We start from the raw sequence: 16571 nt of genomic DNA, 5'->3' as shown, positions 1-16571 counted from the left end.
CACTAAGCCTTTTCATATACCAAAACCACGATCCCACAATCAAAAGATTGGCTTTTGATATGTTTTAGTTGAGTGCGCTGTTTGAAAATTTTCATTCCTGTGCCAAGGGCGGCAGGATTAACAAACAGGTGGTATTCATCAATAAGGTTTTCTGAAATAAGGTTGGATACAAATTTTCCGCCACCATAGGCTATCAGGTCTTCTCCTTCCATGCTTTTCAGGGCATTTACTTCCTCTACTAAATCTCTCCCCGCTAACGCTGTATTCGGCCACGCTACGGCCTTGAGCGTTTTGGTGAAAACCACTTTTGGTGTATTTGTGAATTTCTTACCCGCTTCTACTTCCGGATTAGAAGCATCAGCCGCCACGCCTGCCCAGTGAGGGATAAACCCTTGAGCCAGTTTTCGTCCTAATAGAATTGTATCTACTGGTGCAGTGATACTCTTCACGTATTCACCAATGTCGTCCGTCCAGGGGAAGGTCATCCAATCCATTTCGCCATTTAGGCCCGCGATATAACCATCGATGGTTATTTGGACTTGGAGCTTTAGTTTTCTCATTTTATAATTAATTAAAAATTAACTCAAAGTAGACTCGCCAAATCTACTCCTTTTTCCAGCGATCACCTACCTTCGCGTCATGAAAATTCCTAACCCCATCTCTGCTGTTATTTTTGATCTTGATGGCACCCTGGTACAGACCGAAAGTGTTCATTGTGAAGCTTGGTTAAAGGTACTCGCCAAGCGTGGCTTTCATTATGATGAATATTGGTTTGAACAATGGATCGGCACAGCAGATCGCTTTCTTGCCCAAGGAGTGATTGATGAGCATCAACTTACAATTAATCGGCGAGTGCTACAACTGGAAAAAGAAGCCTTGTTTTATGAATTAGTTGTCAAAGAAAACCAAGCTTTTTCGGGAATAGAAACTATACTCAAAGAATTATCGGACAGGCTGCCAATAGCTATCGCTACCAACAGCTCAAAGCAGGATACGGAGTATGTTTTTCGATCTACGCCGATTAATCGCTTTATGAAAACCGTCGTGACCTCTTCTGATGTTAAGCAATTAAAACCTGACCCTGAAATATATCTCTTGGCCGCTGCACAGCTAGGTGTTCCTCCTAGTGAATGCCTTGTTTTAGAAGACTCTCCTGCTGGATCAGAAGCAGGAACCGCAGCAGGTATGTATGTGTTAGGTCTCTGTAGTTCTCAGCCCAAAGAAAAAATGACGGCTGCCCAGGAATGGTTTGCGACACCACAGGAAGGAATGAAAAGGATACTAGAACTTACCGAAGAAGAAATTAAACCCACCTAAATCTATGTCATCAATTATTCATAGTGCCATTATAGGACTTGCTGTTGCAGATGCCTTGGGCGTACCCGTCGAATTTGAAGATCGCAGCAAACTAGCTACCGACCCTGTCACTGACATCCGTGGCTATGGTACATACAACCAACCTCCGGGAACGTGGTCAGATGATTCGTCGCTCACGTTTTGCCTCGCTGATAGCTTGGTCGGTGGGTATGATTTAGCCGATATGGCCCGTAAATTTGTGGCTTGGCGCAATGCTGAAATATGGACACCGCACGGTAGTATTTTTGATATTGGCATGACCACCCATCGCGCAATCGGAATATTATCAGAAATCCTGGTTAGCGGTGATTTGGAGTCGCTCGAAGAGTTGCACTGGGAGGCTGACGAATATACTAATGGAAATGGGGCTTTGATGAGAATCCTTCCCCTCTATTTTGCAATTCATAAGCTTACGCTGGAAGAACAGTTTGATCGCATATGGAAGGTATCAGCACTCACACATGGCCATATTCGGTCTGCTTTATGCTGTTTCTACTATTTGCGTTTCTTTCACCAAATTGTGAACAAAAAAACAAAAGAAGAAGCTTACACTGTTACCAATCTTGAGTTTGTAGCATTCCTCAAGCAGAAAGAAGTTGCTTACGGAGAACAACAGCTTTTTGATCGTATTCTTAGTGGAGCAATTGCTGAATTACCAGAAGAAGCTATTGCTTCGGATGGCTATGTTCTGCACAGTCTAGAGGCAAGTCTTTGGTCATTGCTACGGAATAAGGACTATCCTGCTACGATTTTAGCTGCCATCAATTTGGGAGAAGATACCGATACAACGGCTGCCATTGTGGGGGCTTGGGCAGGGGCTTTATACGGATTTTCAGATATACCTCTCCATTGGAAGGAAATTTTGGTAAAGTATGAGGAAATATCAGCGTTATGTGATCAGTTAGTAACTGAGTATCTAGATTAAATTAAAATCTCAAGCGTAAGGTATTATTCCAAGTGTAATTCGTAGCTGGAATGCCAGGTAACAGCTGAGTTAGTAGCCCATCATAGGTGATGCTAAAGCTACTTCCAAAGGCAATGTGTTCATTAAGGTCAATAGATAGTGTATTTACAGAAGAAAGACGGCTTTCCCCAAGTTGAGATACCAGTGGTTGATAATAAGAAGTACTAGCTAGGTTAGCATGTTCTCCTACTTTAATTCTAGCACTTAAATAGCTACTCAAGCGACTGTCTTCTCTTGTAATCGCTCCTTCTTCCAGTTCGTTGTACTCGTACATATACAACAAACCTACCGCCAATTCCCATTGCTCACTTTCCCGAATCTGCAACCGTGGTCCTGTCCCTACAAGTCCACGAAAATCAATCAAAAGACGACGATTGTACTGTAGTTGGCCAAATGTCTCCCAACTCCATCGCTGATTTATATTTTGTCCAAAGCGAAGGTGGCCAAATCCATCATTTACGAACCGATCTTCATTGGCTTTTACCAGATTGTAATTGGATAGAAAAAGCCATTGTGAATTTTCTTTGATCTGATCTATTCTTACGGCTCCATTCAGGGCTAGTACAGATTTGGTATTCTCTGTAAGCTTGCCCCCAAAATCCAGTTGCCAAAACCAACCGACAGTGTCTAACTGAGCCCGTTTATCTTCTATGTTGACGATTTGTCCGCTTGCATTAATATAAGAGAATAGTGAATATCCAAGTAGTAATAATTTTACTGTTAATCTCATAATAAAACAACAAATTTAGGATAGTGGTGTTTCAATGCAGCATCAAAGATAATCAAGAAAGATGTTTGGATTATTCAAAAAAGACCCTGTGAAAAAACTCGAAAAAGAGTATCAACAACTCATGGAAGAAGCCATGCATGTACAACGATCAGGCGACCTAAAAGCGTACGCTCGAAAAATCGAGGAGTCCGAAAAAATCTTGGCACAGTTAGAGGAATTGAAAAACAAATAAGCAGGAATTGATAGCTTATGCAAGTGAAATACTTAGGCCTTGCTTTGGGTACTCCAAAACAAGGCCTAGTAGGAAAAATGGTAGCTCAGCTATTAGAGTTTTGTAAACCATTGCCCCTGAGGAGCACTATTTTGATTCTCTATATTCAAGTAATAAACCCCTGAGGGTAAACTCGATAAGTCTAAGCTAGCTTGAAAAGCAGATGCGCCTGGATAGATGGTTATTTCCTGCACTTGGCCCAGGCTATTGGTAATAAAGGCTTTGCTCTCCTTCGATAACTCAAAATTCACTCGGACATTGAGGCTATGAGCCACCGGATTGGGAAACAATTGTAAGAACTCATCCCCTTCCCAGTTTAGTGCTACTGTTTTGGAATAGGTGAATTGCCCATCATAATCCTGCTGCTTTAAACGGTAATAGTTTATACCCGCTAAAGGACTCCGGTCTAGCCAATTGTAGGATTTCTCTATAAAAGAAGTACCAGCACCAGGGATTTCTCCTAAACTCACAAATTGATTCTGTTTTTCATCGAGTCGCTCAATGATAAATCCGCTGTTATTGTGCTCCGTAGCAGTTATCCAATTTAGTGTTATATGTTTTTCTTTAGCACTTCCTGTAAAATCGATAAATTCTACAGGAAGAGGTGCTGCAACAACGTTTAGCGTATAATCCTCACTTTCTCCGTATGAATCGGTACCGCAAGATGTCGCGCTTGTGTTCCACGTAATACGTACACGAAATCGGGTGTCCCCTAATTCAGCGCCAACAGGCGGTGTAATGGTCGCAGTATATGGACCGACTCCAGGATTACCAATGACCGTAATGTTTTCATTAGCATCATCAAAATCACCATCTTGGTTCCAATCAGCGAAAATGCCACATTCATCATTAGGATATGCTGCTAATCCATTTGTAATAGTAACTGGGTAATCAGTGCCTATTTCTACCGTCGTTGAACTAGCTGTATAGTTATGGTAACCACCGTCAGTACAAGCTGAAGAGTTATCAATAGTACCGATTTCTACTCTTGATATGAATTCATCGCAAGTAGTTGCCCCTACCCCACAGTAGATTAGATCAACTTCAACTTCTAGTACACTGCTATAAGTGTCTTTATCGCCATTTGTTGGTTTTATCCGATACCAATAAGTGGTAAAAGCTTCAATATTAGGGTCAGACCAACTGACAGCATTGGGACCTAGGCCCATATTCTCAAGCGCTACAAACCCACTATTTGAAGAAGTAGTCGACCGTTCTATAACATAGCCCATTTCATTACCAGCAGCATCTGTCCAGCTTATGTCTATTTCTCCATTTACTTCATCTATAACCCCTATTAATCCCGTCGGTACATTTACGCTCTGAGGGCTTGCTGTTAAAGAATAGGCTGAATGCCCTTGCCGGGTAGAGAGCCCCTGAGCTATGCGTGTATATTGGTCAGGCGTGAATATGCCGCCGCAGGCATCTGGATAGTAAGACATAACGTTATCAATTGGAGGCGTATAAACGTCTCCGTTTTCATCCATTTCGTCTGTTGGAACTGAGCAGCTTCCAAAGTTGAAATTTCCACTATCGTATCTAGGGTCTGCATCTGTATCGCAGAGCAAATCACCGTTGGTGTCACAGTTGGCATTTGGGCCTGTTCGGGGAACATTTTCCGCATCGGGGTCACCAGGGCCATATTCTGTATCCTGGTGCGTATGATATAGATTAAAGTAATGCCCAAATTCATGGACGAAAGTACCATTTGCACCATTCAAAAGACAATCGGTATCCATTACGGAGCGATTGGAATAAGCAGCATTCCAAGGAAAATAAGCATATCCACAGGCATCAAAACCACCGGAGAGCCGTAGGCTATTTACGAAATAGACATTAACAGCATCTATAGCAGTCGTAAATAGAGCAACAAGATCTGCCTCTGTATCATTGCCTCCTATGTCATCATCCTCGCCATTAAAATTGTATAAATCTGTATCGTTTACATAGCTTGGAAAATCTTTGTAGAAGAATTCAATACCAGCACTAGCATAGAATAAATTCAGTTTACTCAGTGCTTTGGCAAGATCTTCCAGGCTAGGCCCTCCACTTCCTCCATCTTGGACAATATGAACCTGAATAGGAATGCCGGTGGTACCTGAGTTCCTGTTTGGCGCAATATTCGCAACATGATTCAACGTGTATTCTATTTGCTCCTGGGTAGGGTTAGCTGTACCACATCCTTCCTCCTGGGCAGTAAGGAATTGTGCAGGAAACAAAAAAAGAGTAAAAAGCAAAAACTTAAATACGGAATGGAAATGTTTAAGCATAAAACTGTGTATTAATTTAACAAGGGAGATAATTGCTATACAGGCGCCTTACCCATGGTGAATTACCAAAAGAGGCCAAATAGATGTACTTGCCCAATGCAGAGCACAGGGAAAGTAGTTTAAGCTTGTTGTTAACTGGAGAAAAGCTTCATCAACACCCGTAGTGCTGGAATGAATTTTGTGTCGTCAGAAGTCTATACAGAAGTACAAAAATACTTTATTCGGAGTAGCTTCTTATAGTGTTTGACTGGGAGAGTTGTGAAAACATAAAGATTCACTAATGTAGCACATAATTACATAAACTTGATTATTACCTAATTAAAAAAATAACCGCTATCAAAAATATGCATACGCTTGTCTTAGGCGCGACTACCAATCCTGGCCGAATAGCATTTCAAGCAATCCATCGCCTCGTAGCGAAAGAATACCCAGTAAGTGCGGTAGGAATTCGGGAAGGTGAAGTGGCTGGTATCCCCCTTCAGCAAGGCACCCCTCTCCTGGAGAAAGTACATACGGTAACTCTTTATTTAAACCCAAAGCGGCAAGAACCGTACTATGATTACATTTTAGGGTTAAACCCCAAACGGATTATTTTTAATCCTGGAACGGAAAATATTGAATTAATGGAAATGGCGAAAGCGAAAGGTATAGAGGTAGAAATAGCCTGTACTTTGGTTATGCTAGCGACAGAAGAATATGCTAAACCATCTATTTAGTCTCTGCGTTGATTTACTAACTGGGTGATGGTCGCATTAAGATTTTCTATCAATCTTGATTGTTGTTGCATCGTTTTACGAAGTTCAAAGACCTCCTCTCTGACCAAATTTTTAATATTCTGTGGAGAAGGAAGAAACGGACTAATCCGGGCTCTTACATACCATATTTCTCGGATGTCATTGAGCTTGATTGTGGTCCTTTCATAGTATAGATTATCAGAGATCAGCTCCAATTGGCGGGACTCTTTCACAAGGTTACTCACCCTTTGCACCAGTACATCAGCTCTAGTAATAATGACATAAACATAGTTGCTCTTGACACCTGTTTCCCACAAAGTAGGTTCTAAGTAACTACAGACCACCTTATCCCCCTCGAAGAGGGTTGGTTCCATACTATCTCCAGCGACATCAAAAGAACGATGTGTGCCTACTTTGTATTTATAATCGGGCAATACATAGCTGGGTAAGTCCTGTATGAAATTGGGGTCGGTGTGCTCAGCAGCATAACCAGCCTGAGCAGGGATAGGGACGTGGACGATACGTTCATCCTCATTGACGGTAGTAACGATCGTCAGAGTTCTAAAATCCTGATTTTCTTCCTCTGTCATAAACATTGGACCATCCCCGGTAAACAGGTAGACAGGATTGACCTTGTACTTGTCGATGGTTTTCTCCATAAGCGAAACAGTGGCGTCTCGCCGACCTTTCAATATTTCGCTTAAACTCTGAGGAAGGTAGTCTACAGAAAGTGCAAATTGCCTACTTGAACGCACCGTACCATCCGACTTCAGCTTGTCATGGCATTTGATGAAACGTTGTGTAACAATGTTGCTCATTCGAGAATTTGTAGCCCGCCTGAAGAATCAGGACGAAGAGAGGACCATTGGCCCAGTGTCATATATAAAACAAATATAGCAAGTTCTGTCAAAGCACCTGCAACAAAAAAGGTAATAATTAGTGAATTGCCATTTTTTTGCTTACATCGCATCAATTATTGCTAGAAAGTCGGCTGCATTCAAAGAAGCCCCTCCTACTAAGCCTCCATCGACATCAGGCTGAGAGAACAATTCCTTTGCGTTACCTGGCTTTACACTACCGCCATAAAGGATGGATGTTGCGTCAGCGATTTCTTGCCCGTATTGCTCTACAATCAAAGAACGGATAAAGGCGTGCATTTCCTGAGCTTGAGCGGGAGAAGCCGTTACGCCAGTACCAATGGCCCATACCGGTTCGTAAGCAATTACCACTTTAGAAAAATCAGCTGCACTAAGGTCAAAAAGGCCTTCTTTTACTTGCTGAGCTACCAAGGTCTCGTGATCACCAGCTTCCCGAACAGGCAGTTTTTCGCCACAGCAGAAAATAGGTAGCATGTCATCAGCTAATGTCTTTTTGACTTTGGCGTTGATCAGCTGGTTGCTTTCCTCAAAATAGTCTCTACGCTCACTATGACCAAGGATTACATATTGACAACCTACAGAACGTAGCATACCTGTTGATATCTCGCCTGTATATGCCCCACCCTCTTCTTGGTGACAGTTTTGCGCGGCTAGATAGAGGTTGTTGATATCACTAATAATATGAGACACTCCTTTCAAGTGGATATAAGGGGTACCTAAAATGGCAACGGTTTCAGAAGGCTTGAGCTTCGCCACGATCTCACGGGCGAGCGTACGCCCTTCTTCGTAGTTCTTGTTCATTTTCCAATTACCAGCAACTATATTTTTACGGTGACTCATTTGTTTCTTGTTTTTAATGTTAGTGACAAAAATACACTAAGTAAAGCGATTATCCCTTCTTCCTTACAAATTCTTTGCGGTGCCTGCCATTTGTCGTTTTTTATTCGCTCGGGATTCAATCCAGAAAGCCAGGCCAATCCCTCCGGCCACAAACAGGAGATTCCAATACCAGGCAAGTGGTTCGCGCCCTACTTCAATATAGTTTACTGTTTCAGATAATTCGTATTTATTGGCCGCCAACATATGTGCTTTATTTTTCTGGCGCTGCATTTCTCTAACTACACCTAGTACATTGCCATGTAAACGTGGCGCACAAGTGTTCTCTATATCACAATCAAGAGAGAATTCTTTGGTCCAACCGATAAACTGGGGTTGCACCTTTTCTCCTGCGTCGGCGGCGGCCATTTGTTTCTCACTAAGCAAAGGAAATATAAGTATTGCCTTATCTGCTCCGGTACGCGGAGGAACCACTATATAATCGCCGCTTTTCCAAGCTCCGGTCAACTCTACAAAATCTGCATCTCCTATACCTTTCTCCAGGGCTTCGTCCATGGTAAAGGTTCTCAATTTATGCGTCCCGAAAAACTGAGAAATAAGACTATTACAGCCGTTGATAAAAAACACAATGCAAAAGAGCATCGCGATTAATCTAAACCACATAAGCTTAATGTATTTCTAAACAATAATGTCTTCATCACTTACCACTCGTTGCTGAAAACAACGCACGATACGGGCTGGGAAATTCTCCAGAATCCGATAATCGTGGGTAGCAAACAATACAGCGGTGTTGTGTTTGTTGGCTAGTTGCCGCAAGAGCAACAATATCTCGTCACTGGTTTCAGGGTCTAGGTTACCTGTAGGCTCATCTGCCAGAATCACTTCAGGGTCGTTTAGTAACGCCCTTGCAATCGCAACCCTTTGTTGTTCTCCTCCTGAAAGCTGGAATGGCATTTTATTCTCCATTCCATTGAGGCCAACCTGTTCAAGCATGAACTGAATACGGTTGTCTCGTTCTTCTGCTTTCAACCAGCCTGTTGCCCGTAGCACAAAGTCGAGATTGTCTCTTATGCTTCTATCGGTTAAGAGGTTAAAATCTTGAAAAACGATTCCCAGCTTCCGGCGTAAAATCGGAATGGAATGCCGGTCAAGCGTTGTCAGAGAAATGTCGGTTACTTTGGCATATCCATCTTGCAGTGGCAGTGCCCCATAAAGTGTTTTTAACAGGCTGGATTTGCCGCTTCCGGTTTTACCAATCAGGTAAACAAATTCTCCTTTGGAAATCCGCAGATTGACTCCTTCCAATACCAGTTGTGTACCCTGTTGGATATTAATTTGCCGTAAATCTACTACCAAATTTGTGGTGGACATGATAACAACTTAAAGTAAAGGGAATCAAATTACTCACAATGGTATAAAAAAAATCGGGAACGATAAAACCTTGGTTTCATCCTTCCCGATTTTTAATGCTTATTTTATCAGCAGGGCTGATATTTATACTTCAGTAACCTGCTTTACAGGTACTATCCAATTGTGAGTATCGGCAATACGGCCAGAACGAAGTCCGTCAATGTAGTCTTTCAGCATTACACCGATTTTACGATCCTCTACCGGTGGTAAAGTCATACGAAAATCGCCATAAGCAATCTCTGCAACGTGAGAAACTACGGCAGCAGTACCAGCACCAAAGGCTTCCTGCAAGGTGCCTGCTTTATAAGCCTCCACCACTTCGTCAATGGTTAATGGACGCTCTTCAAAAGGAATGTTTTTCTCTGCGAGAATCTTCAAGAAACTATCACGGGTAATACCTTTTAGAATAGCACCGTCAGTGGCAGGCGTGACAACCTTTCCGTCAATAACGAAGAAGATATTCATGGTACCTACTTCCTGGATGTGTTTCATCTCTGGGCCACCCATCCAAACGACTTGGTCAAAACCTTGCTCTTGTGCAAGGTGTGCTGGCAACAAACTACCAGCGTAGTTACCGGCAGCTTTTGCTTCCCCCGTACCACCTGGTACCGCACGTACATAATGTTGTTCTACTTTTAGACTTACGGGCTTAGCGTAGTAAGGACCTACGGGGCCTGTGAAGATTACAAATTTGTATGTCGTTGATGGTTTAACACCAATAAACTCATCGGTTGCAAACATGTAAGGGCGTACATAAAGGGCACTGCCCTCTTGGGGCGGAATCCATGCAGCATCCACGTCGATTAGGCGGTGGAGTGCTTCAACGAATACATCTTCAGGGAAATCAGGCATCATCATGCGTTGCGCAGAACGGTTGATGCGCTGTGCATGCATTTCGGGGCGAAGCAATAACGGTTCACCATTTTTTCCTTTTGAGGCTTTCATCCCTTCAAAAATAGCTTGTCCGTAATGGAGCGCCATCGAAGCCGGATGCATTGAAAAGTTTCCAAAAGGAATAATACGGTAATCATGCCATTCGCCGTCGCGGTAATCCGCAACAAACATATGATCAGAAAAAACCCGTCCAAAAGGAATATTAGCAAAATCTACTTCTGCTACCTTGCTTTCCTGTACCTTAGTGACTTGGATGTTATGCTTCATTAGACAAATTATTTTTTACAAAAATACTGGATTATTCTAAATTACACAAGCAAAACAACCTTGTTTAAAACATTGTTCTAAAATAAAACCAAAAACATATTTTTTATTTTGAGTAGTAATTATTTTGATTTTCGATTATTTCGTTTCTCAGAACCCGGAAAAGCCCCTTTGCAATGGCAGGGTAATGGAAAGAGTGGAATTTTAATTATTTACAACCATTCTGAACTGGCAACTGAAGACCGAACCTTTCTCGAAAACATCCTTAAAGCTGTTAAACTCAGCCCTGTAGCGGATCATGTTTTCCTATTGGGATGTCCACCTGGAGAGCATTGGCCTTTGAGTTCTATATGCAGGGATCACGCTATTACCACTGTGTATATTTTCGGCACCCCTCTTGCTCAACTAGGTATTAGAGCAGAGCTCCCACCTTATTCTTTTACTCGGCTTGGTGACTTATCTTTGCTGCGCGCTCATGCATTGAGTACCATCCGCAAAGAGCGGGAACAAAATAAAAACGAAAAAGCCGGTTTACTCTGGCAGGCTCTCAAAGCTAAATATCTGTAAGCATTCATGGAAACTATTGTCTTTGCCACTAACAATCCAAACAAAATTAGAGAAGTCCAGCAATTACTGGGCAGCAATTATCAATTTCTAAGCCTGGAAGAAGTAGGCTGCCAGGAGGAATTGCCGGAGACGAGCCCTACGCTCGAAGGTAATGCCCTGGAAAAAGCACGCCATCTCCTACAGCACTATCATCAAGATTGTTTCTCCGAAGATACAGGTTTGGAAGTAGAAGCACTGGATGGTGCACCTGGCGTTATTACTGCCAGGTATGCTGGCCCTGAACGTGACCCTCATTCAAACATGCAAAAACTACTCCGAGAATTGGCGCCATTCCCTAATCGGAAGGCACGGTTTCGTACGGTTATAGCGCTTTTGCTAAAAGGAAAAGAATATCTTTTCGAGGGAATCGTAGAAGGAGAAATAAGTACAGAACTACAGGGAGAAGATGGTTTTGGTTATGACCCTGTATTTATGCCAGAAGGCCAAAGTCGAACGTTTGCCCAGATGAGCAAGGCTGAGAAAAATGCGATCAGCCATCGTGGGCGGGCGATTGCCAAATTGCAGGCTTTTTTGGAAAAACAAGCGGACCATGGCTAAAAATCGACTATGGGTTCTTCTTTTTGCCTTAGCTGTAGTCGTATATGGTGGAAGTCAGTACTTTCAGCAACAACGCAGTAATCGTTTTCATTCTGTATTGATGGATTTCCTGCCCAAAGACGTTGTGAAGATTGATATCCACAAAGAGGAAAGCCCTCCATTTAGTATCATTCGCTACGAAAACCGATGGCTACTAAGCCAACAGAATGTGAATGAAGCAGCATCAACAGAAGCAGTAGAAGACTTACTGAGACGGTTGCGCGATATCAGAACGTCGGCGCTTATAAGCCAACAGCAAAGCGATTGGGAAGACTTCGGTCTAGGTCCTAAACAAGGCATATTGCTGTGCTTGCATTTTGAAGAAGAAGCAAAAAGCTGCGTAAGGATCGGTCGTTATGCGTACTCCAAAGAAGACAAAGAAGTACAAGCTTATACGCGCTTGGAAGAGCAAAAAGAGGTTTTTACAATTAATGGTTTGGCTTTGAGTATGTTTAGTGGAGAATTATCAGCCTTTCGCCACAACCAACTACTCAGCGGCAAAGGAAAGGCAGACAGCCTCTATTTTGTCTCTGGTGCAAATGCCTTAAAAGCGATCCACACGGATCAAAATCAAATGCTTGTGAATGGTCAGGTGACAGGTGACAGCTTATTGTGGGTGAATTACCTCCAAGCATTAAATGATCTAAAGGGCGATGAATTTGCCGATGACATTAATGAGTTGAGTATTGATTCGCTGAGGTTTTGGCAACTTACGGTTTATCAGGGTAATGATTCATTGGTTTTAGATTGTTATCGAGACACGACTAGGAAGTCGCCCTACTTACTTCACTCTCAGCAATTTCGGAGTACCTGGATCAGCAGTGATAGCGCCGGCCTGCATGCCCAACTTATTCAACCCTGGAAAAAATGGATCAACAATCATGACTGAAATACTTTATAAATACACTCCTACTTCAGATGACCAATTCTATTTATGGTTGGGTATTATCCTTGCCTTCGCTGGATTTGGTACTGCCTATTTTTTACTAAAAAAGCCAGCCGTAGGTCGCGCATATACAAGTAATAGTATCATTGCGATGTTGGCCTTTTTTGTTGGACTGATGGCGGTAGGTACTGCTTTTTTTAGTGGCTGGAGCCTCCGGAAACAAGGAAAGGTGGAGATTTATCAAGAAGGAATACAATTTGGAGCTACTGAAATCCCCTATACTGAAATCAGGAAAATTTATGTTAAACAGGACAAGAGCGCTTCCGTTTTCCAGGCACAAGGTGCTACCACAACCATCAACTACCTGGTCATAGAGCAAGAGGGAGGTAAAGTTCATGCCATCTCAGAGGAGTACTTCCCCATTGGAGAGATCATGGGCAGGATCAAAGAGATAACCAAAAAAGAATAAGCTGGATAAATGAATTTACTGCAAAGCATTTTAGAGTCGAAGTGGCTGGAGCGCAGCAAACGACAATTAGGGAAATTGACCGGCTTGCATATTAAGATTAAACGATTTACTGCTTCGGCAAGTGAACCAAAGCGGGTTGCAATGTTGCTAAAGGATCAAGGAATTGATCTGGTCATAGACATTGGTGCCAATACTGGACAGTTTGCCGAGTCGCTCTACGATTTTGGTTACCGTGGACGTACCATCTCCTTCGAGCCGGTACCCGATGCCCATAGGGAAATTAGCGCCAGATCCGCAGCCTACCCACAGTGGACAGTCGCCGAAAGGATGGCCATTGGTGAAAAGGACGGCGAAATAGAATTCCATATAACGGACGATACTAAATTCAGTTCGGTCCTCCCTATTGAGGACAGCTATTCTGCGCATAATACTAAATCTGCGATTGTCAAAAAAGAGTTATTGCCAATTCATCAATTGGATAGCGTAATTGAAAAATATGCTCCGGATTGGGAACAATCAACTATTCTTTTGAAGATTGATACCCAGGGTTATGAACAGCAGGTAATTAGTGGCGCTCCTAAAGTAATGGCTAAAGCAAAGGGATTGAAAATAGAAATTCCTATCTATAAAATTTACCAGCATGCTCAATTGGGGTTTTACGAAACCCTTCATTTTGTGGAAAAAGAAGGGTTTCAGCCTTTTAGTTTCCATGTAGAAGGCGTCGATTTGCCTACTGGCCGCGTTAATACAATGGATGGCCTGTTTTTTAGAACAAAATAACACCGAAGTTATCTGATGAGAAATCTGGTTTGTATAAATCTGCGCATCTGGGGTTTGATATTCACTATCAGCAGTGCTTTTTCTGTAACCAGTTTCGGTCAGCCTCTTTATGAGGAACAAGGAGCCGACCGGGTAATTCGCCTCTCTCTTGGACATCTATTTGACCCACTGACTCCAGGGCCACACTTAAGTTATGAGCATCGTACCCGGGGAAATATCTATTTGCGACACGAAGTAGGTGTTTTCTTTGATTACAACTATCCCGATCAGGAATCACTTCAAGACCTTGGTGGATTTAGGTTGCGTACAGCACGCCGGAAATATCACAACAACCCAGGGATTATCCGGCAGCGGCACTACCACGAATTTGCTTTTGATTATCGGTTATTGAATGCTCGAGTAGAGGGGGATTTTATACGTGGTGGCTTCAATGGCTTCACACAAAGAATCCCTTATGGTATTGTACAGCATAGTTTCTCCTTAAATTACATTCGGGGCTTTTGCGCTATATTTGGAGAACACTGGCAGCTGGATTTGGGCTTAGGTGTGGGCTTGCGCCTAAATAATCGCAATTATGAAGAAGTTCCCGAAGGAGCGATCTTTGACACCAATGGCTCCCTTTTCTGGCAATACGGTGCTAGAGAACCTTGGCATCTTACTTTATCTGTACCTATGATTCTAGCGCTTGGTTATCAATTTTAATTTTTGAAAGATCCGCTCAAAATATTGCAGCATTACTGGGGATACCCAGAGTTCAGGCCACTACAGGCCGAGATCGTTGATGCTATTTTGAAGGGCAAAGACACCTTGGCACTTTTACCTACCGGCGGCGGAAAATCCATTTGTTTTCAGGTGCCAGCTTTGGCAAGCGAAGGTGTATGTCTGGTTGTTTCTCCATTGATTGCACTGATGAAAGATCAGGTGCAGCAACTCCAGCAAAGAGGAATCAAGGCCGAGGCCATATATTCAGGACTTACCCATGCTGATATTGACCGAATTGTCGACAATGCGGTTTACGGCCACCTCCAACTTTTATACCTTTCTCCTGAACGTTTGCAGTCTGATATCATCAAAGAACGTTTGCCCAAGATGCCCCTGCGGATGATTGCCGTTGATGAAGCTCACTGTATCAGCCAGTGGGGCTATGATTTCCGCCCTGCGTATCTGGAAATTGCGGCGGTTAGAGAACTTGTTCCCGATGTGCCCATTATTGCGCTTACCGCTACCGCAACACCTGAAGTTGCCACTGATATTCAAGAAAAATTGCTTTTCAGAAAAGACAAAGAAGTCTTTCAGAAGAGTTTTGTAAGAGAGAATCTTGCCTATGTCGTACGACAAGCAGAAGGCAAGATTGCACAACTCGTGAACATCTTAGAAAATGTAAAAGGTAGCTCCGTTGTATATGTTCGAAGCAGAAGACGTTGCAAAGAGATCGCCGTAGAGTTGGTGCGAAGAAAAATTGCGGCGAGCTATTACCATGCAGGCTTGGAAATGGAAGAGCGTTCTACTCGACAGGAGGCCTGGATTGATGGACGGATTCGGGTAATGGTGTCTACTAATGCTTTTGGGATGGGAATTGATAAAGCCGATGTGCGCTCTGTTGTTCATATTGACATTCCAGATAGCCTTGAAGCTTATTTTCAAGAGGCTGGCCGTGGTGGTCGCGACGGTGAGAAAGCATACGCCGTCCTCCTTTATAGCCGCGATGACAAAGACCGTCTTCTACGGAATTATGAACTTTCCTTCCCTCCTCTTGAGGAGATTCGCAGGGTTTATCGCGCTCTGGGTAGCTATCTTCAATTGGCTACAGGTGCCGGAATTGGCCGGAGTTATGATTTTGACCTTGCGCAATTCGCACAAACGTATCAGCTTGATGCAGTCGTTGTCCATCATTGTCTAAAAGTGTTGGAACAAAACAGTTGGCTAATGGTAAGCGATGCGGTGTATGTGCCTGCTTATTTACAAGTCATCGTTAACAAAGATGTTTTGTACGATTACCAGTTGAAGCACAAGAAGCTAGATCGTATTTTGAAAATCATTTTGCGCACCTATCAAGGGGCTTTCAACCATCCGGTAAAGCTCAAAGAACCACAGCTTGCCAAGTTTCTAAAAATCAGCACCAGTCAATTGCGCCAAGGTTTACAAAGGATGCATACTGCTGGTATCGTGCGTTATCGCCCAGCAAAGGACAGTCCCCAAATCACATTGTTACGTGACCGCGTGGCTGCTGAACACCTTTCAATAGACTTGCCAGCTTATCGCATTCGCAAAGAACGGCACCTCACGAGAGTCAAAGCCGCTATTCGTTATGCAGAAAGAGATATCTGTAGGTCGCAGCAACTGGTTCGCTACTTTGGCGAAAAGGGCAGTCAGCCATGTGGACAATGTGATGTTTGCTTGTCGCGAAAAAAAGAAGGGTTATCTATCAGCGAACATCAACAACTAGCTAAACGTATTGAAGACTTACTCGCTCAAGAGAGTATATCCTTGGATGAACTGGTCGATCGCTTCGCGAATGTACGTGAAGAGGATGTACTTACTAGCTTGAGCTACCTTATGGACGAAGGATTTGTTGAGAAAAACCAGGAAGGAACGCTTATTTGGCGAAGTCGCTAAGAGAGTACA

Annotated in this window: 19 protein-coding genes; 11 read left to right on the top strand and 8 right to left on the bottom strand. The window is 43.0% G+C overall.

All coding sequences use genetic code 11. The features are described 5' to 3' along the window. Positions 1-2: 2 nt before the first annotated feature. The gene (locus ACRBG0_RS13160; RefSeq protein ID WP_431487335.1) at positions 3-560 is read right to left on the bottom strand and encodes a dihydrofolate reductase family protein; all 558 of its coding nucleotides are present in this window, start codon (positions 558-560) and stop codon (positions 3-5) included. Between the two features lie 79 nt (positions 561-639). Here ACRBG0_RS13160 and ACRBG0_RS13155 point away from each other — a divergent pair, with 79 nt between their 5' ends. Both ACRBG0_RS13155 and ACRBG0_RS13150 read left to right on the top strand, forming a co-directional pair. Next, positions 640-1317, top strand: a complete 678-nt coding sequence (locus ACRBG0_RS13155) for an HAD family hydrolase (RefSeq protein ID WP_431487334.1) — start codon at positions 640-642, stop codon at positions 1315-1317. Between the two features lie 4 nt (positions 1318-1321). Beyond that, positions 1322-2281: an ADP-ribosylglycohydrolase family protein gene (locus ACRBG0_RS13150; RefSeq protein WP_431487333.1), complete on the top strand. Its 960-nt coding sequence runs from the start codon at positions 1322-1324 to the stop codon at positions 2279-2281. A gap of 1 nt (position 2282) precedes the next feature. On the opposite strand, the gene ACRBG0_RS13145 is transcribed toward ACRBG0_RS13150, so the two are convergent. Beyond that, positions 2283-3050: a DUF481 domain-containing protein gene (locus ACRBG0_RS13145; protein WP_431487332.1), complete on the bottom strand. Its 768-nt coding sequence runs from the start codon at positions 3048-3050 to the stop codon at positions 2283-2285. A gap of 61 nt (positions 3051-3111) precedes the next feature. Between ACRBG0_RS13145 and ACRBG0_RS13140 the strand changes: the two genes are divergently transcribed. Then, the gene (locus tag ACRBG0_RS13140) at positions 3112-3282 is read left to right on the top strand and encodes a DUF6435 family protein (RefSeq protein WP_431487331.1); all 171 of its coding nucleotides are present in this window, start codon (positions 3112-3114) and stop codon (positions 3280-3282) included. Positions 3283-3374: 92 nt separating this feature from the next. Here the strand turns inward: ACRBG0_RS13140 and ACRBG0_RS13135 are convergent, their stop codons facing one another. Beyond that, positions 3375-5591, bottom strand: a complete 2217-nt coding sequence (locus tag ACRBG0_RS13135; protein WP_431487330.1) for a GEVED domain-containing protein — start codon at positions 5589-5591, stop codon at positions 3375-3377. Between the two features lie 344 nt (positions 5592-5935). On the opposite strand from ACRBG0_RS13135, the gene ACRBG0_RS13130 reads away from it, so the two are divergent. After that, positions 5936-6307: a CoA-binding protein gene (locus tag ACRBG0_RS13130; RefSeq protein WP_431487329.1), complete on the top strand. Its 372-nt coding sequence runs from the start codon at positions 5936-5938 to the stop codon at positions 6305-6307. On the opposite strand, the gene ACRBG0_RS13125 is transcribed toward ACRBG0_RS13130, so the two are convergent. From ACRBG0_RS13125 to ACRBG0_RS13105, 5 genes are all read right to left on the bottom strand, one after another. Further along, complete coding sequence (locus ACRBG0_RS13125) at positions 6304-7143, bottom strand: S24 family peptidase (RefSeq protein WP_431487328.1); 840 nt, start codon at positions 7141-7143, stop codon at positions 6304-6306. The genes ACRBG0_RS13130 and ACRBG0_RS13125 overlap by 4 nt on opposite strands. Positions 7144-7284: 141 nt before the next feature. Then, on the bottom strand, positions 7285-8043 hold the full coding sequence (gene tpiA / locus ACRBG0_RS13120) for a triose-phosphate isomerase (protein ID WP_431487327.1): 759 nt from the start codon (positions 8041-8043) through the stop codon (positions 7285-7287). 63 nt (positions 8044-8106) lie between these two features. Beyond that, a complete protein-coding gene (locus ACRBG0_RS13115) occupies positions 8107-8703 on the bottom strand; it encodes a hypothetical protein (RefSeq protein WP_431487326.1) in 597 nt (198 codons plus the stop codon). Positions 8704-8718: 15 nt separating this feature from the next. After that, positions 8719-9411, bottom strand: a complete 693-nt coding sequence (locus ACRBG0_RS13110) for a cell division ATP-binding protein FtsE (RefSeq protein WP_431487325.1) — start codon at positions 9409-9411, stop codon at positions 8719-8721. A 123-nt stretch (positions 9412-9534) separates the two neighbouring features. Further along, positions 9535-10611 (bottom strand): branched-chain amino acid aminotransferase, encoded by a 1077-nt coding sequence (locus ACRBG0_RS13105; RefSeq protein ID WP_020539614.1) that lies wholly within the window; start codon positions 10609-10611, stop codon positions 9535-9537. A 108-nt stretch (positions 10612-10719) separates the two neighbouring features. On the opposite strand from ACRBG0_RS13105, the gene ACRBG0_RS13100 reads away from it, so the two are divergent. The 7 genes from ACRBG0_RS13100 to ACRBG0_RS13070 are packed head-to-tail and all read left to right on the top strand — an operon-like array spanning position 10720 to position 16562. Continuing rightward, complete coding sequence (locus ACRBG0_RS13100) at positions 10720-11175, top strand: hypothetical protein (protein ID WP_431487324.1); 456 nt, start codon at positions 10720-10722, stop codon at positions 11173-11175. A gap of 6 nt (positions 11176-11181) precedes the next feature. After that, entirely contained in the window at positions 11182-11772 is a 591-nt protein-coding gene (rdgB, locus tag ACRBG0_RS13095; protein ID WP_431487323.1) for an RdgB/HAM1 family non-canonical purine NTP pyrophosphatase, read from the top strand. Continuing rightward, positions 11765-12700, top strand: a complete 936-nt coding sequence (locus tag ACRBG0_RS13090; RefSeq protein ID WP_431487322.1) for a DUF4340 domain-containing protein — start codon at positions 11765-11767, stop codon at positions 12698-12700. The genes rdgB and ACRBG0_RS13090 overlap by 8 nt, the downstream gene beginning before the upstream one ends. Then, on the top strand, positions 12693-13166 hold the full coding sequence (locus tag ACRBG0_RS13085) for a hypothetical protein (protein WP_431487321.1): 474 nt from the start codon (positions 12693-12695) through the stop codon (positions 13164-13166). The genes ACRBG0_RS13090 and ACRBG0_RS13085 overlap by 8 nt, the downstream gene beginning before the upstream one ends. 9 nt (positions 13167-13175) lie before the next feature. Beyond that, positions 13176-13946 carry an FkbM family methyltransferase gene (locus ACRBG0_RS13080; RefSeq protein WP_431487320.1) on the top strand — a complete coding sequence of 257 codons (771 nt, stop codon included), beginning with the start codon at positions 13176-13178 and terminating at the stop codon, positions 13944-13946. A gap of 15 nt (positions 13947-13961) precedes the next feature. After that, entirely contained in the window at positions 13962-14648 is a 687-nt protein-coding gene (locus tag ACRBG0_RS13075) for a hypothetical protein (protein ID WP_431487319.1), read from the top strand. Between the two features lie 3 nt (positions 14649-14651). Further along, positions 14652-16562 (top strand): RecQ family ATP-dependent DNA helicase, encoded by a 1911-nt coding sequence (locus tag ACRBG0_RS13070; protein ID WP_431487318.1) that lies wholly within the window; start codon positions 14652-14654, stop codon positions 16560-16562. The last annotated feature ends 9 nt before the right edge of the window (positions 16563-16571 follow it).

It is taken from the genome of Lewinella sp. (genome assembly GCF_050633125.1).
Classification (GTDB): domain Bacteria; phylum Bacteroidota; class Bacteroidia; order Chitinophagales; family Saprospiraceae; genus Lewinella.
The sequence above is the reverse complement of the archived record's forward strand: the minus strand, read 5'-3'. Positions and strand labels throughout refer to the sequence as shown.

Coding starts and splice junctions, on each gene's coding strand:
- ACRBG0_RS13160 (WP_431487335.1), bottom strand. CDS start 560: ATGAGAAAACTAAAGCTCCAAGTCCAAATAACCATCGATGGTTATATC.
- ACRBG0_RS13155 (WP_431487334.1), top strand. CDS start 640: ATGAAAATTCCTAACCCCATCTCTGCTGTTATTTTTGATCTTGATGGC.
- ACRBG0_RS13150 (WP_431487333.1), top strand. CDS start 1,322: ATGTCATCAATTATTCATAGTGCCATTATAGGACTTGCTGTTGCAGAT.
- ACRBG0_RS13145 (WP_431487332.1), bottom strand. CDS start 3,050: ATGAGATTAACAGTAAAATTATTACTACTTGGATATTCACTATTCTCT.
- ACRBG0_RS13140 (WP_431487331.1), top strand. CDS start 3,112: ATGTTTGGATTATTCAAAAAAGACCCTGTGAAAAAACTCGAAAAAGAG.
- ACRBG0_RS13135 (WP_431487330.1), bottom strand. CDS start 5,591: ATGCTTAAACATTTCCATTCCGTATTTAAGTTTTTGCTTTTTACTCTT.
- ACRBG0_RS13130 (WP_431487329.1), top strand. CDS start 5,936: ATGCATACGCTTGTCTTAGGCGCGACTACCAATCCTGGCCGAATAGCA.
- ACRBG0_RS13125 (WP_431487328.1), bottom strand. CDS start 7,143: ATGAGCAACATTGTTACACAACGTTTCATCAAATGCCATGACAAGCTG.
- tpiA (WP_431487327.1), bottom strand. CDS start 8,043: ATGAGTCACCGTAAAAATATAGTTGCTGGTAATTGGAAAATGAACAAG.
- ACRBG0_RS13115 (WP_431487326.1), bottom strand. CDS start 8,703: ATGTGGTTTAGATTAATCGCGATGCTCTTTTGCATTGTGTTTTTTATC.
- ACRBG0_RS13110 (WP_431487325.1), bottom strand. CDS start 9,411: ATGTCCACCACAAATTTGGTAGTAGATTTACGGCAAATTAATATCCAA.
- ACRBG0_RS13105 (WP_020539614.1), bottom strand. CDS start 10,611: ATGAAGCATAACATCCAAGTCACTAAGGTACAGGAAAGCAAGGTAGCA.
- rdgB (WP_431487323.1), top strand. CDS start 11,182: ATGGAAACTATTGTCTTTGCCACTAACAATCCAAACAAAATTAGAGAA.
- ACRBG0_RS13090 (WP_431487322.1), top strand. CDS start 11,765: ATGGCTAAAAATCGACTATGGGTTCTTCTTTTTGCCTTAGCTGTAGTC.
- ACRBG0_RS13085 (WP_431487321.1), top strand. CDS start 12,693: ATGACTGAAATACTTTATAAATACACTCCTACTTCAGATGACCAATTC.
- ACRBG0_RS13080 (WP_431487320.1), top strand. CDS start 13,176: ATGAATTTACTGCAAAGCATTTTAGAGTCGAAGTGGCTGGAGCGCAGC.
- ACRBG0_RS13075 (WP_431487319.1), top strand. CDS start 13,962: ATGAGAAATCTGGTTTGTATAAATCTGCGCATCTGGGGTTTGATATTC.